Here is a 14,268-nt window from a genome sequence, read left to right as displayed (position 1 = left end):
CTGATGGTCGAGGAGTTCGTTCCCTTCGAGCGCGAACTCTCCGTTATCGCCGTGAAAGGCGACGACGAGGTAGCGACGTTCCCCGTCGGGGAAAACGTCCACGAGGACGAAATCCTTCGACAAACCGTCGTCCCCGCGCGCACGTCCGACGAGGTTCGAGAACGCGCGGAGGAAGTCGCGCGGGAAGTGCTCTCCGCGCTCTCCGGGAGGGGGACGTACGGAATCGAGTTGTTTGAGAGGGAAGATGGAAAAATTTCGGTGAACGAAATCGCCCCGCGCCCACACAACTCCGGACACTACACAATCGAAGGCGCGCTCACCTCGCAGTTCGAACAGCACGCCCGCGGCGTGCTGGGGTACCCGCTCGGGGAGACGACGCTCCGCGGTTCCATCGTGATGTCGAACATTTTGGGCGACGTGGACGAACCGGAACCCGCCGACCTCTCGGGCGTCGAGGGCATGCTCTCGACCCCCGGCGCGTCGTTTCACTGGTACGGCAAGCACGACGTGCGACCGCTCCGGAAGATGGGTCACGTCACGCTCGTCGGCGACGACCTCGAAGCATCCGATGAATCGACACTCACCGACCTACACGGTGACGCAAAAGCCCTCACCGACTCACTCACGTTCCAATGACCACCGCAGAATCAGTCACGAGCCTCATCGAACAGTTCGAAGCCGAAGCGAACCGCGACCGGCCGACGGAGGAAACCCCCGAGATCGGCATCGTCATGGGGAGCGACTCCGACCTGGACGTGATGTCGGGGGCGTACGACGCGCTCACGGAACTCGGTTTCGAGGAAGTGACCGACGACGAGAACCCGCCGAACGCTCGATTCACGTTCGAAACGTACGTCGTTTCGGCCCACCGCACGCCGGAGTTGATGTACAGCTACGCGAAGACGGCCGAAGCGCGTGGATTGGATGTCATCATCGCCGGGGCTGGCGGGAAGTCGGCCGACCTCCCGAACATGACGGCGTCGCTCGCGTACCCGATTCCCGTCGTCGGAGTTCCCGTCCAGGAAAAGTCGGTGTCGTCGGTCATCGGGATGCCGACCGGCGCGCCCATCGTCGCTGTGGACGCCGGTAAGTCGTTCAACGCTGCGCTCTCGGCGGCACAGATTCTCTCTCGAGAACATGACGAGTTGCGGAAAAGACTTGTCACGTACCACGGCGAGTTACAGACCGACGTCGGGAACGTCTCCCGTCGCCTCCACGAGGAAGGAACGGATTCGTTCCGTAACGAACAATAATATATAATTTTATATACTAGTATCCCTATTGGTACAGTTCAATTCTCTAGCGGAACGGGGACGTTATCGAAGAGAAAGCGTTAGTTGCCCGAATACCGGCGGGAGAGGGGTTTCAGGCCCAGAATCCCAAGAATCAACGCTTATAGGTGTGCGCTCACAAATTACCACTTGCTAGGAGAAATCGGTAATGAATCCATGGGTAGCCATCGGCGCGTTGGCGCTGGTGGGGATTGCGATACCATCTAGTATGATGATGATATCGAGTCTCCTCAGACCAACAGTGCCCGAACAGGGAAAATCCGCCACCTACGAGAGCGGTGAAATTCCAACCGGGACGACGCGCATTCGGTTCAACATTCAATACTATATGGTTGCGCTGTTGTTCGTCGTCTTCGACATCGAGACGGTCCTCATCTTCCCTTGGACCGTCATCTATCGCAACGCTATCGACAGCGGCGTCGGCCTTGCGACGGTGCTCGTCCCGATGTTGGCATTCATCGCGGTTCTCGTCGTCGGCCTCGCGTGGGCTTGGCGTAACGGTGCGGTGCGGTGGGTTCGTAGCCCCCGCGGAACGAGACAGGGTATGGAACAATGAGTAACGAACCACGGGAGTACATTCAGGATAGTACAGCACCCCAGACGAAGACCCAAGACGCTCGGATGGGCACGGGGGTCGACGATCGTTTCAACTCGAAGCTTCGGGAGGCGTTCGGCGCGTCACCATTCATTCTCACGAAGTTCGACAAGTTCATGAACTGGGTTCGGGGGTCGTCCATGTTCATGCTGCAGTTCGGCATCGCCTGCTGTAGCATCGAGATGATGCACACCTACGCCGTGAAACACGACTTGGACCGATTCGGTTCCGGCGTCCCGCGTGCATCGCCGCGACAGGCCGACGTGATGATCGTTCCCGGGACCATCGTCTCGAAGTTCGCGCCGCGGATGAAGCGCGTGTACGACCAGATGCCCGAACCGAAGTTCGTCGTGAACATGGGGTCGTGTTCGATCAGTGGCGGCCCGTTTCAGGAGGGCTACAACGTCATCAAGGGTGCGGAGGAGGTCATCCCGGTCGACATCCACGTCCCCGGATGCCCGCCACGCCCGGAAGCGCTCGTCTACGGTGTCGTGAAGCTCCAGGAGAGCATCGCGCACGGTGAATCGAACCCGGTGACTGTCAAGCCGTACGAACTGGAACAGTTCGGCGACTTGGAGCGCGACGAGTTGGTACAGTCGCTCGCGGACCGGATCGACGAGGACTCGCTCGTCATGCGCTACAACTGGGCTGATTCGCCATGAGTTCCCAGGAGGAAGTCGAATCGGGAGCGGAAGAGTCCGCGTCCCCCGGAGACGAACTCGCCGAATTGCTCGGCGAGCACGTCATCGGGCGCGAACAGCACCTCAACGCACCCGGCTTCGTGGTCAGACCGGCCGAAGTGCAGGACGTGCTGACGATCCTGCGCGACGAGGCCGGATTCGACCATCTCTCGAACGTCACGGCGCAGGATTACGAGGATCGGTACGAGAGCATCTACCACCTCAAACAGTACGACGATCCGACGCAGGAGGTAAGCGTCGTCGTTCCGACGCCATGGGACGCCCCGAAGAGCCAGACGGCCGAACCGGTCTACCGGACCGCCGACTGGCACGAACGGGAAGCATACGACCTCATCGGCATCGAGTACGAGGGACATCCGGATCTGCGACGCATCCTTCTCCCCGAGACGTGGCAGGGTCACCCCCTGGCGAAGAACTACGATCAGGACCGACCACAGATCGTCCCGTTCGAGGAGCACAAAAATCCGCTTGAGGACGACCGCTACGATGCGGAGTCCGACACGATGCTCCTCAACATCGGACCGCACCACCCGGCGACACACGGCGTGTTGCACCTGGAAACGGTGCTCGACGGGGAACAGGTGGCGGACGTCGAACCGGATATCGGCTATCTCCACCGCTGTGAGGAACAGATGGCCCAAAACGGCACGTACCGGCACCAGATCATGCCGTATCCCGACCGCTGGGACTACGGTTCCTCCGGATTGCTCAACGAGTGGGCCTACGCCCGCGTGGCGGAGGACTTGAACGACATCGACGTCCCCGAGTACGCGCAGATAATTCGGACGATGGGCGCCGAACTGTGCCGCATCGCATCCCACATGCTGGCACTGGGGACGTTCTGTCTCGACATCTACGGCGACTTCACTGCGATCTTCATGTACGCGATGCGCGACCGGGAACTCGCCCAGAACATCCTGGAGGACCTGACCGGTCAGCGCATGATGTTCAACTACTTCCGCCTCGGCGGCGTCGTCTGGGACATTCCCGAACCACGGGAGGCGTTCTTCGACGAAACTCGGGATTTCCTCGACGGGCTTCCGTCGGCGCTCGATGAGTACCACGACCTCATCACCGACAACGAGTTGCTCCAGATTCGGACCGTCGGCACCGGCATCCTCGAACCCGAGGTCGCAAAACAGTACGGCGTCACGGGACCCGTCGCTCGGGGGTCAGGGATCGACTACGACCTGCGCCGCGACGACCCGTACGGCTACTACGACCAACTCGAATGGGATGTCGTGACCGAGGACGGCTGTGACAACTACTCGCGCCTGTTGGTTCGAATGCGCGAGGTCGAACAGTCGGCGAAGATAATCGAGCAGTGTCTCGACCTGCTCGAAGACTGGCCGGAGGACGAGCGCGAGATCCAGTCGAACGTCCCCCGGACGCTCAAACCGGACGCGGACACCGAGACCTACCGCGCCGTCGAAGGTGCGAAGGGTGAACTCGGGATTTACATCCGCTCGGACGGGTCGGACAAGCCTGGCCGATTCAAGATTCGGAGTCCGTGTTTCAGTAACCTGTCCGCGCTCGGCGAGATGTCCGAAGGGGAGTACGTCCCCGACCTCGTCGCGACCCTCGGTAGCCTCGACATCATTCTCGGGGAGGTCGATCGATGATTCCCGGCCTCACGAATATGGCGCTCTTCCCCGAGGAGATCGCCCACGCGATCGGTGGCAACAACCCCAGTGCGCCGATAGAACTGCTTTCGGCGCTCATCGCGGCGGCCGTTATCGGCACCATCATGCTGACGATGACGGCGTTCGCGGGGCCGTGGGCCAAGCGGAAGATCACCGCCGCGTTCACGGACCGCATCGCGGTCAATCGTCTCGGACCGGCCGGGGTACTGATCATCATCCCCGATGCAGTGCGACTGTTGTCGAAGGAACTCATCATTCCGGACGGTGCGGACCGTCCGGCCTACGACATCGCTCCGATGGTGATGGCGGGGTCGGCGTTGCTCGGTTTCGCGGTCATTCCGATGGGTCATATTTTCGGTCTCAATTTGCAACTCGCCGATCCCGAAATCGGGCTGGCGTACGTGTTCGCGGTCGCCTCCCTCGCGACGCTCGGATTGACGATGGGTGGCTACGCGTCGAACAACAAGTTCTCGCTGCTCGGGGGACTGCGTGCGGTGGCACAGAACATCGCGTACGAGATTCCCCTCGTCGTGACGGCGGCCTCCGTCGTCATCTTCGCGGGATCGCTTCGGACGAGTCAGATCGTCGCGGCTCAGCAGACCACCCTGCTCAGCATCGGCGGGTTCCACGTTCCCTCGTGGTACGCGTTCGTGAACCCGTTTGCGTTCGTGTTGTTCCTCATCGCGAACCTGGCCGAGGTCGGACGGAATCCGTTCGACCTACCCGAAGCACCCACGGAGATCGTCGCCGGATACATGACCGAGTATTCGAGCGTCTACTTCGTGCTGTTTTACCTCGGAGAGTTCCTGCACATCTTCCTCGGTGGGGCCATCATCGCCACCGTCTTCCTCGGCGGCCCGGACGGCCCCGCACAGAACTGGCTCGGTTTCGTCTGGTTCACGATCAAGATCTGGGCCGTGTTCCTGTTCACGCAGTGGGCACGCTCGGCGATTCCGCGCGTCCGTATCGACCAACTCATCGAGATCGGCTGGAAGGGCATGCTCGTCCTTTCGTTCGCTAACTTGGTGCTCACGGCAGTTATCGTAGGGGTGACACTATGATTGGAGTTCTCAAATCGATGGCAACCACGATGAAGCACGCATTGGGCGGGACGACGTTTACGGTCGAATATCCCGACGTCGCTCCCGAAGTAAGCCCACGCTTCCGTGGGATTCACAAGTTCAGCCAGGAGCGCTGTATCTGGTGTCGCCAGTGTGAAAACGTCTGTCCGAACGATACGATTCAGATCGTGCAGGACGACAAGCGTAACGGCGAACAGTACAACCTCCACGTCGGCCAGTGCATCTACTGCCGACTGTGCGAGGAAGTGTGCCCAGTCGATGCCATCCTGCTCACTCAGAACTTCGAGTTCACGGGTGACACGAAGAGCGAACTGGTGTACAACAAAGAACAGCTGAGAAACGTTCCTTGGTACAAGGATATCGACCCCCTCGAATCGCGCGAACCCGACCGGAGCGCATGGATCGGGGAGGGCGAAGGAGCGGTCGACTACAACTGAAACGCCCGTCTCGAAATCTTAAAAGGGCGTTTACGCAAACCCAAAGGTGACTCAAATGGCATATGAAATGATCGCGTTCGTGCTGTTCGCCATCCTCACGGTGGCGAGTAGCATGGGCGCTGTCCTGGTTCAGGACGTGTGGCATTCGGCGCTCTTGCTCGGCGTTTCGCTGCTGAGCTTCGCCATCCACTACGTTATGTTACAGGCGGAGTTCGTTGCCGCGATGCAGATTCTCGTCTACGTCGGCGGGGTTCTCATCCTGATAACGTTCGCCGTCATGCTCACACGTCGTTCAAGTACAGAGGAGGTGACTAACGCATGACATCACGGCCACGAATGCGCGACCCGAGTACGATGCTTCCCGGCCTCGTCGCGGTTGCGCTGTTCGTCGTTCTCGCCGTCGTGTTCCTCGGTGCGTCGTTCGGCGACGCACGCGGCTTCGCAAGCGGGGCCAACATCACGGCGAGCATCGGCTATTCGATGTTCAATATCGGCACCGTCGGCGGGGAGACCCTCGTCCACGGCGAGGGATTCCTCGCCGCGTTCGAGGTTATCGATCTCGTGCTCGTCGCGGCGCTGGTGGGTGCGGTCATGCTCGCCAGCCGCGAGGACAGTGGCATACTCACGACCGCCACCTCGGCGCTTCGAACCGACGGCGGCCGGACGAAAGGAGGTGACGAGGAATAATGGCAGCAGTACCTGTCCAATACTACCTCCTGCTTTCGGCGGCCGTGTTCTGCACGGGGTTGTTCGGCATCCTCACCCGGAAGAACGCGATGATGTTCCTCATCAGCGTCGAGTTGATGCTCAACGCGGCGAACATCAACCTCGTCGCGTTCTCCCACTACTACGGCAACGTGACCGGCCAGACGTTCAGCCTGTTCACGTTGGCGCTCGCGGCCGCGGAGGTCGCGGTCGGGATCGGTATCATCCTCGTACTGTATCGTAACTTCAACGACGTGGACGTGACCCAAGCGACGACGATGAGGTGGTAAAATGACGGCAACAGCATTCCAACTGGCACCCGTCATCGCACTCCTGCCGTTCATCTCGTTCCTGATAGCGATGCTCGGCGGCGAGTTCGCCCGCAAGATGCTGCCGAAAGGCGGCGCGATTCCGGGTATCATCGCGACCGGTGGATCGCTCCTCCTGTCGCTGTGGGCGTTCCTCACGGTGAGCGGCGGGAACACCTACCACGAGATGATCACGTGGGTACCGGGTGACGCGTACGATACCTTCACCTTCCACTTCGGTATCTTCATCGACCCGCTGTCGGCGTTGATGCTCGTCATCGTCTCGCTCATCGCGTTCCTCGTCCACATCTTCAGTCTGGGGTACATGAACGACGAGGGCGAGATCGGACTGCCGCGCTACTACGCCGGTCTCGGACTGTTCGCCTTCAGCATGCTCGCGTTCGTCTTCTCGGACAACCTGCTGATGTCGTTCATGTTCTTCGAACTCGTCGGGTTCTGTTCGTACCTGCTCATCGGGTTCTGGTTCCGCGAACAGGGACCGCCGAGCGCCGCGAAGAAGGCGTTCCTCATGACGCGTTTCGGGGATTACTTCTTCTTTATCGGCGTGGTGGCCGTGTTCGCCACCTTCGGCACGGCCCAGTTCGCGGGGAGCCACTCGTTCGCGCACATGGCCGATCAGGCCATGTCGGGGAGCGGAAACGCGACCCTCCTCTTCGGTCTCGATCCGAAGACGTGGTTCTCGATCATCGGTCTCCTCGTGTTGGGCGGCGTGCTCGGGAAATCCGCACAGTTCCCGCTCCACACGTGGCTTCCCGACGCGATGGAAGGCCCGACGCCCGTCTCCGCGCTGATCCACGCCGCGACCATGGTCGCGGCGGGTGTGTATCTCGTCGCGCGGATGTACGGCTTCTACGCCCTGCTCCCGCAGGTGCTCGCCATCATCGCGTTCATCGGTGGCTTCACGGCATTGTTCGCGGCGACGATGGGTGTCGTCAAACAGGAACTCAAACAGGTGCTCGCGTACTCCACCATCTCCCAGTACGGATACATGATGCTCGCGCTGGGGTCTGGCGGGTACGTCGCGGCGACCTTCCACCTGATGACCCACGCCTTCTTCAAGGCGCTGTTGTTCCTCGGAGCGGGGTCGGTCATCATCGCCATGCACCACAACGAGAACATGTGGGACATGGGCGGTCTCAAAGACCGAATGCCCGTCACCTACTGGACGTTCCTCGCCGGGTCGCTCGCACTCGCGGGCATCGTCCCGTTCGCCGGGTTCTGGTCGAAGGACGAGGTGCTCTACGAGGCGCTCGTCCACGGTATGGGCGGCAACCCGCTGTTGCTCGTCGCGTACGCGATGGGGCTCATCGCCGTGTTCTTCACCGGGTTCTACACCTTCCGGATGGTCTTCTTGACCTTCCACGGCGAACCCCGGACCGACACGGCGCGTGACCCGAAGGGCGTGGGTTGGAACGTGAAGTTCCCGCTCATCGTCCTCGGCATCCTCGCAACGGTCGGCGGCCTCGTCAACATGGGACCGGTCGCGAACCTGCTCGACGCGTCGAACATCGAGTTCCTGCACGCGTGGCTGAACGGACCGGTCGCCTCGACCAGCGTCCATCACTACGAGGAACTCGTCAACGCCACGTACGGCGAACCGGCGTCGTTCTCGTCGCTGATTTCGAGCCTCGTGTCGCTCGCGTTCGCGCTCGCCGGCCTCGCGCTCGCGTGGTCGCTCTATAACGTTCCCGAACCCATCGAGCACACGGACAAGTTGGGCGGCGCGAAGACGCTGCTGTTCAACAACTACTACCAGGACGAGTATCAGGTCTGGCTCGCGACCGGAATCACGCTTCCGGTGGCACGCGCGGTGGACAAGTTCGACCAGGGCGTCATCGACGGCGTGGTCAACGGCGTCTCCAGCGTAAGCCTGTTCGGCGGCAGTCGAGTGAAGCGGGTACAGGACGGCATCGTGACGAACTACGCGCTCATGTTGGTGCTCTCGTTCGTCATCCTGCTTCTCATCCTCGGCTTCACCGGAGGTTGGTTTTAGATGATAGTCGAAGCACTTCTCGCGGTAACGTTGGTCAGCGCGTTCGCGACCTTCCTCGCACCGGACAAGGTCGCGGGGAAACTCGCGTTCGTGCTGAGTCTGCTCCCGGCGGCCGGGAGCATCTGGATGTACAGTGCCTTCGACGGCAGCGGTAACGCCCTGTTGGGCGGGACGCTCGCCTTCGAAGAGACGTTCAAGTGGGTCTCGTTCGGGCAGTACGCGCTGAACTGGCACGTCGGACTCGACGGCATCAGCATGCCGCTGTTGTTGTTGACGACGATTCTCACGCCGCTTGCGATTCTATCGGCGTGGACGCCGATTCAGTCCCGTGAGAGCCAGTTCTACGGCCTGATGCTGTTCACCGAAGTGTGTCTCATCGGCCTCTTCTCGGCGCTCGACTTCTTCGTCTGGTTCGTCTTCTGGGAACTCGTGTTGGTCCCGATGTACCTGCTCATCGGCGTGTGGGGCGGCCCACGTCGCAAGTACGCGGCGATCAAGTTCTTCGTCTACACGAACGTCGGGTCGCTGCTGATGTTCATCGGGTTCATCGGTCTCGTCTTCGGACTGGGCGACTCCATCCACTCCCTCAGCATGCCCGCCATCGCGCAGGCGCTGAACAGCGGACAGTTGGGAAGCCTCGGCGGTATCGCCCCGAGCACGCTGAAGACGCTGGCGTTCTTCGCCATCTTCATCGGATTTGGCGTGAAGGTGGCCGTCATTCCGCTCCACACGTGGTTGCCGGACACCTACGCCGAAGCGCCGACGCCGGTCGTCATCATGCTGTCCAGCCTGCTCCTGAAGATGGGGACGTACGCGCTGTTGCGCTTCAACTTCACCATGCTTCCGGACGTGGCGAAACAGTACGCGTTCATCATCGCCCTCGTGGCGGTCGTCACCGTCATCTACGGTGCGCTGCTCGCGCTGGCACAGTCGGACCTGAAACGGATCGTGGCGTACTCCTCCATCTCGTCGACGGGGTACATCGTTCTCGGACTGGTCGCGTTCACGATGTACGGCATCGGCGGCGCGACCCTCCAGATGGTCGCCCACGGCCTCATCTCGGGACTGATGTTCATGGCCGTCGGCGTCATCTACAACAAAACGGGGACCCGGATGGTCTCGGACATGTCCGGGTTGGCCGACGAGATGCCGATCACGGTCACCCTGTTCGTCGCGGGTGCGTTCGGCTACATGGGCCTGCCGTTGATGGCCGGTTTCACGGCGGAGTTCTTCATCTTCGTCGGGTCCTTCCACTCCACCGTTCTCGCGGGAACCGTGGCGGGGACCAACGGCCTCGCACTGTTCACCGCGGTGGCGATGTTCGGCATCGTCATCGTGGCCGGTTATCTGCTGTTCGCGATGCAACAGACCCTCTTCGGGCCGTTCAAGCTCGAAAGCAGCTCCGAGGTCAGCCGTGCGTCGTTCCACGACGTCGCACCGCTCGTCGTGCTCGTCCTGCTCATCATCCTGCTCGGTGTGCAACCGAACATCCTCTATCAGATGATTCAGGACGCCGTGGGTAAGATGGCGCTCGTCACGGGAGGTGGGTTCTGATGGCGTTCGCGTTGCCCGACTGGGCTGCACTCGCACCCGCCATCGTCCTCGCCCTGACCGCGCTGTTGTTGCTCGTCGTGGACAGTGTCCACCCACACACGTCGGACAGACCGCTTCTCGCGGGTATCTCGACGGTCGGCTCGGTCGTCGCTGGCGGCCTCGCGCTGTGGTTCATTACCGCCGGGACCGGCGACAACCCGGTTCATCTCTACGGCAACGCGCTGGTCGTCGATACGATGAGCCTGTTCTTCGTGGTCATCTTCACCAGCGTCACCGCGCTGGTCTCCATCGCGAGCTACGACTATCTGCAGGACAACCCGTATCAGGCGGAGTACTACACGCTGGTCGTCCTCGCGGCGACCGGAATGACGCTGATGGCGAGTTCGAACAGCCTCGCCATGGTGTTCATCAGCCTCGAACTGTCCAGCCTTCCGTCCTACGCGCTCGTCGCGGTCCTGAAGAAGAACCGCGGCAGCGTCGAAGCGGGTCTCAAGTATTTCCTCATCGGGGCGCTCTCGTCGGCCATCTTCGCCTACGGCATCAGTCTGGTGTACGGCGTCACCGGCCACCTACAACTGAACGCGGTCGCGACTGCCCTCGGAAGCGGTTTCGACGGCATGAGCGGCATCCTCGGCATCGGCGTGCTGATGGTGCTCGCCGGGTTCGGATTCAAGACGGCCTCCGTACCGTTCCACTTCTGGGCACCGGACGCGTACGAAGGTGCGCCCGCACCGATTTCGGGCTTCCTCTCGTCGGCCTCGAAGGCCGCCGGGTTCGTCGTCGCCTTCCGCGTGTTCCTCACCGCGTTCCCGTTCGCGGCAGTTTCGGGAACGGTAGACTGGGTGCTGGCCTTCCAGATTCTCGCCGTCATCACGATGACGCTCGGGAACTTCGCGGCCGCCACGCAGGACAAGGTCAAGCGGATGCTCGCGTACTCCTCGGTCGGACAGGCGGGGTACGTTCTCATCGGCCTCGCCGCCCTCTACGGCGGCAACAACGACGGCGTGCTGAGCGGCGCGATGTTGCAGTTGTTCGTCTACGGCTTCATGAACACGGGGGCGTTCCTGTTCATCGCGCTGGCCGAACAGTGGGGCGTCGGCAAGACGTTCGAGGACTACAACGGACTGGCGGAGAAGGCCCCGGTGGCCTGTGTCGCCATGACGGTGTTCCTGTACAACCTCGCCGGTCTCCCGCTCGGCGCTGGCTTCCTGAGCAAGTACTTCCTGTTCGGTGCCGCGGTCGGTGCCGGATTCTGGTGGCTCACCGCCATCGCCGCCGCGAACAGCGCGCTGTCGGTGTTCTACTACAGCCGCGTCGTGAAGGCGATATGGTTCGAGGACCCGGACGACGAGTTCACGATTCGAAGCAGGCCGACCGGCCTCTACGTGGCGATTCTCGCCGCAGCGGTCGTCACGGTCGTGTTGTTCTTCACGTTCGGTCCGCTCTCCCACGTGGCTCACAACGCCGCCGCCACCCTTCTCGCCTGAACGGTCGCGTTCGGGCTCGAATTTGGGTTTGCGTTTTCTTCCGATTCGCCGTACTCGATCCGTTTTTGTGACTTCGAAGCCACTTCATCACCGATACAATATTTTCGATAGAGAACGTCTGTACGGCCATGTTTCAACGGTATCGACGCCTGAACGGATTCCCAACAAGTTTTAGGTGTCAGACTCTGAATCGGGGGTAAGATGGTTTCGCGGCTCATGCTCGGCTGTGGTTCCGTCGGGCATGCCATCGTTGACTCGGTGGCCGACTGGTCCGGTGCTCTCGTCGTCGTCGATGAGAGCGAGAGTAGAGTCGAAACGCTCCGCACGGAGGGTGTCTCGGCCACCCGTGGTGACCCGACGGACCGCGAAACGGTCGCAGGGAGGCCACACGTGGATATCGCCTTCGTCTGCGGCGACGACCCGGAGAGAAATCGGGAGGCCGCACGGGTGGTTCGGGAGGTACATCCGGCCGCTTATCTCGTCTCGTACGCGGGTTCCCGTCCCACCGAAGAGGTTCGAACGGAACTCGACGAGTTGTCGGACACGTTCATCGACCCCGGTCGAGCGCTCGTGGAACATCTGCTCCCGCTGACGGACGCCGACACCGCGTTTCGAACGCACGAGCTCCAGCGCACCCTTCGGGACATCGACGGCAAACTCGGGATTTTCATGCACGACAACCCCGACCCGGACGCCATCGCCAGCGCGGTCGCGCTGGAGGGGATGGCCGAGTCCGTCGGAACCGAAGCGGAAACCTGCTACTACGGGGCGATTTCCCATCAGGAGAACCGTGCGTTCGTCAACCTGCTCGATCTGAACCTCAGAAATCTGGAGGAAGGTGCGGACCTCTCCGAATTCGCCGGACTCGCGCTGGTGGACCACTCCAGTCCGGGCGTCAACGACCAACTTCCCGAGGAGACGCCCATCGATATTGTCATCGATCACCATCCGCCGAACCACCCGGTCGAAGCGCGGTTCGTGGACCTCCGAAGCGGCGTCGGTGCGACGAGTTCGCTGCTCGCTGACCACTTGGAACAACTCGGAATTCACCCGAACGAACGGGTTGCAACGGGCCTGTTGTACGGAATCCGTGTGGACACGAAGGATTTCACCCGCGAGGTGTCCGAGGCGGACTTCGAGGCGGCGGCGTTCCTGCTCCCACACGCCGACACGAGCACCCTGGAACGCGTCGAGACGCCGTCCATCAGCACCGATACGTTCGAGACGATTTCACGGGCGATCCGAAACCGGGAACTCGACGGAACGGTGCTGGCCAGTTGCGTCGGGTCGCTTTCCGACCGTGATGCACTCGCGCAGGCAGCGGACCGGTTGCTCAACATGGACGGCGTGACCGTCACGCTCGTGTTCGGATTCATGGACGGGACGGTGTACGTCTCCGCACGCGCGCGTGGGACCGACGTCGACCTCGGCGAGACGATGCGGGCGGCGTTCGGCCAGATCGGAAGCGCAGGCGGGCACGCCGACATGGCCGGTGCACAGATCCCGCTGGGCTTGCTCGGGGAAGTGGAGGACGACGAGGAGGAGTCGCTTTCGACCATCGTCGGCGAAATCATCACCGACCGGTTCTTCGAGACGGTTCGCTCTCGACCGGGTCCGGGGGATTTCGAAACCGACCGCGAACGGGTCGCGGCGTTCGACATTCAGCTCGCGGAGAACGACGAGACCTGACGTCGGGAAGTTTTTCCCTCGGGGGGGCGTCGATACACTGTATGGACGAGACCGAGGAGGAAACGGAAAGTCGTACGTCCTCCAACGTCGGTATTGCGCCCGACGGGGGAACTGAGGGCCTCAAAGCGAAGGTCAAGGAGTATATGACTCGCGACGTAGCGACGGTTTCCCCCGACGCGACTGTCGAGGAAGTCGCCCGGCGGATCGCCGAAAGCGACGGGCACAACGGATTTCCGGTCTGTGACGGACGGCGTGTCGAGGGATTCGTCAGCGCCCGCGACCTGTTGCTCGCCGACGAAAAGGAACCCATTTTCAAGGTGATGACGCAGGAGCTCATCGTCGCACATCCGGACATGGTGGTCAACGACGCCGCGCGCGTCATCCTCCGCTCGGGTATTCAGAAACTCCCGGTCGTGGACGACGCGGGTAACCTCGTCGGCATCATCACCAACACGGACTTCATCCGCAGCCAGATTGAGCGCGTGACACCGGAGAAGGTCGGCAAGCTCATGCGAACGCTCGAATCCATCCACGACACCGAAGTGACCCAGCGACGGAGAAAGGTACGGCTCGCTGACCTCGTGCCGACACAGGGGAAAGTGTACGCCGACGAGCTAGAAGGACGCGTGTACGAGATGGAACGCGGACTGGCCGAACCGCTCGTCGTCATCGAAAACGGTCACACGCTCCTGCTGGCGGACGGCCACCACCGGGCAAAGGCCGCGGACCGACTCGATATCGAGGAGATGGACGCCTACGTC

The 14,268-nt window shown here is 61.7% G+C and carries 15 protein-coding genes; all 15 read left to right on the top strand.

Going from position 1 to position 14,268, the window contains the following annotated elements; translation table 11 throughout:
* The coding region (locus tag WBV42_RS06565; protein ID WP_423985314.1) for an ATP-grasp domain-containing protein at positions 1-636 on the top strand (636 nt) is incomplete at its 5' end.
* Positions 633-1,253 (top strand): 5-(carboxyamino)imidazole ribonucleotide mutase, encoded by a 621-nt coding sequence (purE, locus tag WBV42_RS06560; protein WP_423985313.1) that lies wholly within the window; start codon positions 633-635, stop codon positions 1,251-1,253. The genes WBV42_RS06565 and purE, both read left to right, overlap by 4 nt.
* Before the next feature lie 187 nt (positions 1,254-1,440).
* Positions 1,441-1,848, top strand: coding sequence for an NADH-quinone oxidoreductase subunit A (locus WBV42_RS06555; protein WP_066143326.1), 408 nt, complete (start codon positions 1,441-1,443; stop codon positions 1,846-1,848).
* A complete protein-coding gene (locus WBV42_RS06550; RefSeq protein ID WP_423985312.1) occupies positions 1,845-2,549 on the top strand; it encodes an NADH-quinone oxidoreductase subunit B in 705 nt (234 codons plus the stop codon). The genes WBV42_RS06555 and WBV42_RS06550 overlap by 4 nt, the downstream gene beginning before the upstream one ends.
* Positions 2,546-4,210, top strand: a complete 1,665-nt coding sequence (locus WBV42_RS06545; protein ID WP_423985311.1) for an NADH-quinone oxidoreductase subunit D — start codon at positions 2,546-2,548, stop codon at positions 4,208-4,210. The genes WBV42_RS06550 and WBV42_RS06545 overlap by 4 nt, the downstream gene beginning before the upstream one ends.
* The gene (locus tag WBV42_RS06540; protein WP_423985310.1) at positions 4,207-5,292 is read left to right on the top strand and encodes a complex I subunit 1/NuoH family protein; all 1,086 of its coding nucleotides are present in this window, start codon (positions 4,207-4,209) and stop codon (positions 5,290-5,292) included. The genes WBV42_RS06545 and WBV42_RS06540 overlap by 4 nt, the downstream gene beginning before the upstream one ends.
* Positions 5,289-5,750: a NuoI/complex I 23 kDa subunit family protein gene (locus tag WBV42_RS06535; protein WP_066143333.1), complete on the top strand. Its 462-nt coding sequence runs from the start codon at positions 5,289-5,291 to the stop codon at positions 5,748-5,750. Before WBV42_RS06540 ends, WBV42_RS06535 begins: the two co-directional genes overlap by 4 nt.
* 55 nt (positions 5,751-5,805) lie before the next feature.
* On the top strand, positions 5,806-6,072 hold the full coding sequence (locus WBV42_RS06530; RefSeq protein WP_423985309.1) for an NADH-quinone oxidoreductase subunit J: 267 nt from the start codon (positions 5,806-5,808) through the stop codon (positions 6,070-6,072).
* Entirely contained in the window at positions 6,069-6,437 is a 369-nt protein-coding gene (locus WBV42_RS06525; protein ID WP_253228198.1) for a proton-conducting membrane transporter, read from the top strand. The genes WBV42_RS06530 and WBV42_RS06525 overlap by 4 nt, the downstream gene beginning before the upstream one ends.
* Positions 6,437-6,745 (top strand): NADH-quinone oxidoreductase subunit NuoK, encoded by a 309-nt coding sequence (nuoK, locus tag WBV42_RS06520; RefSeq protein WP_066143339.1) that lies wholly within the window; start codon positions 6,437-6,439, stop codon positions 6,743-6,745. The genes WBV42_RS06525 and nuoK overlap by 1 nt, the downstream gene beginning before the upstream one ends.
* 1 nt (position 6,746) lies before the next feature.
* Positions 6,747-8,777 carry an NADH-quinone oxidoreductase subunit L gene (gene nuoL, locus WBV42_RS06515; protein ID WP_423985308.1) on the top strand — a complete coding sequence of 677 codons (2,031 nt, stop codon included), beginning with the start codon at positions 6,747-6,749 and terminating at the stop codon, positions 8,775-8,777.
* A complete protein-coding gene (locus WBV42_RS06510) occupies positions 8,778-10,331 on the top strand; it encodes a complex I subunit 4 family protein (protein WP_423985307.1) in 1,554 nt (517 codons plus the stop codon).
* Positions 10,331-11,818, top strand: coding sequence for an NADH-quinone oxidoreductase subunit N (locus tag WBV42_RS06505; RefSeq protein WP_423985306.1), 1,488 nt, complete (start codon positions 10,331-10,333; stop codon positions 11,816-11,818). The genes WBV42_RS06510 and WBV42_RS06505 overlap by 1 nt, the downstream gene beginning before the upstream one ends.
* A gap of 201 nt (positions 11,819-12,019) precedes the next feature.
* Positions 12,020-13,507, top strand: a complete 1,488-nt coding sequence (locus WBV42_RS06500) for a DHH family phosphoesterase (protein WP_423985305.1) — start codon at positions 12,020-12,022, stop codon at positions 13,505-13,507.
* Between the two features lie 143 nt (positions 13,508-13,650).
* On the top strand, positions 13,651-14,268 hold a 618-nt coding region (locus tag WBV42_RS06495), incomplete at its 3' end, for a CBS pair associated ParBc domain-containing protein (protein ID WP_423985315.1).

The organism is Haladaptatus sp. (assembly GCF_049589095.1).
Taxonomy (GTDB): Archaea; Halobacteriota; Halobacteria; order Halobacteriales; family Haladaptataceae; genus Haladaptatus.
The sequence above is the reverse complement of the archived record's forward strand: the minus strand, read 5'-3'. Positions and strand labels throughout refer to the sequence as shown.

What these genes read in the sequence shown, in the direction of transcription:
- purE (WP_423985313.1), top strand. Translation starts at nt 633, where the DNA reads ATGACCACCGCAGAATCAGTCACGAGCCTCATCGAACAGTTCGAAGCC.
- WBV42_RS06555 (WP_066143326.1), top strand. Translation starts at nt 1,441, where the DNA reads ATGAATCCATGGGTAGCCATCGGCGCGTTGGCGCTGGTGGGGATTGCG.
- WBV42_RS06550 (WP_423985312.1), top strand. Translation starts at nt 1,845, where the DNA reads ATGAGTAACGAACCACGGGAGTACATTCAGGATAGTACAGCACCCCAG.
- WBV42_RS06545 (WP_423985311.1), top strand. Translation starts at nt 2,546, where the DNA reads ATGAGTTCCCAGGAGGAAGTCGAATCGGGAGCGGAAGAGTCCGCGTCC.
- WBV42_RS06540 (WP_423985310.1), top strand. Translation starts at nt 4,207, where the DNA reads ATGATTCCCGGCCTCACGAATATGGCGCTCTTCCCCGAGGAGATCGCC.
- WBV42_RS06535 (WP_066143333.1), top strand. Translation starts at nt 5,289, where the DNA reads ATGATTGGAGTTCTCAAATCGATGGCAACCACGATGAAGCACGCATTG.
- WBV42_RS06530 (WP_423985309.1), top strand. Translation starts at nt 5,806, where the DNA reads ATGGCATATGAAATGATCGCGTTCGTGCTGTTCGCCATCCTCACGGTG.
- WBV42_RS06525 (WP_253228198.1), top strand. Translation starts at nt 6,069, where the DNA reads ATGACATCACGGCCACGAATGCGCGACCCGAGTACGATGCTTCCCGGC.
- nuoK (WP_066143339.1), top strand. Translation starts at nt 6,437, where the DNA reads ATGGCAGCAGTACCTGTCCAATACTACCTCCTGCTTTCGGCGGCCGTG.
- nuoL (WP_423985308.1), top strand. Translation starts at nt 6,747, where the DNA reads ATGACGGCAACAGCATTCCAACTGGCACCCGTCATCGCACTCCTGCCG.
- WBV42_RS06510 (WP_423985307.1), top strand. Translation starts at nt 8,778, where the DNA reads ATGATAGTCGAAGCACTTCTCGCGGTAACGTTGGTCAGCGCGTTCGCG.
- WBV42_RS06505 (WP_423985306.1), top strand. Translation starts at nt 10,331, where the DNA reads ATGGCGTTCGCGTTGCCCGACTGGGCTGCACTCGCACCCGCCATCGTC.
- WBV42_RS06500 (WP_423985305.1), top strand. Translation starts at nt 12,020, where the DNA reads ATGGTTTCGCGGCTCATGCTCGGCTGTGGTTCCGTCGGGCATGCCATC.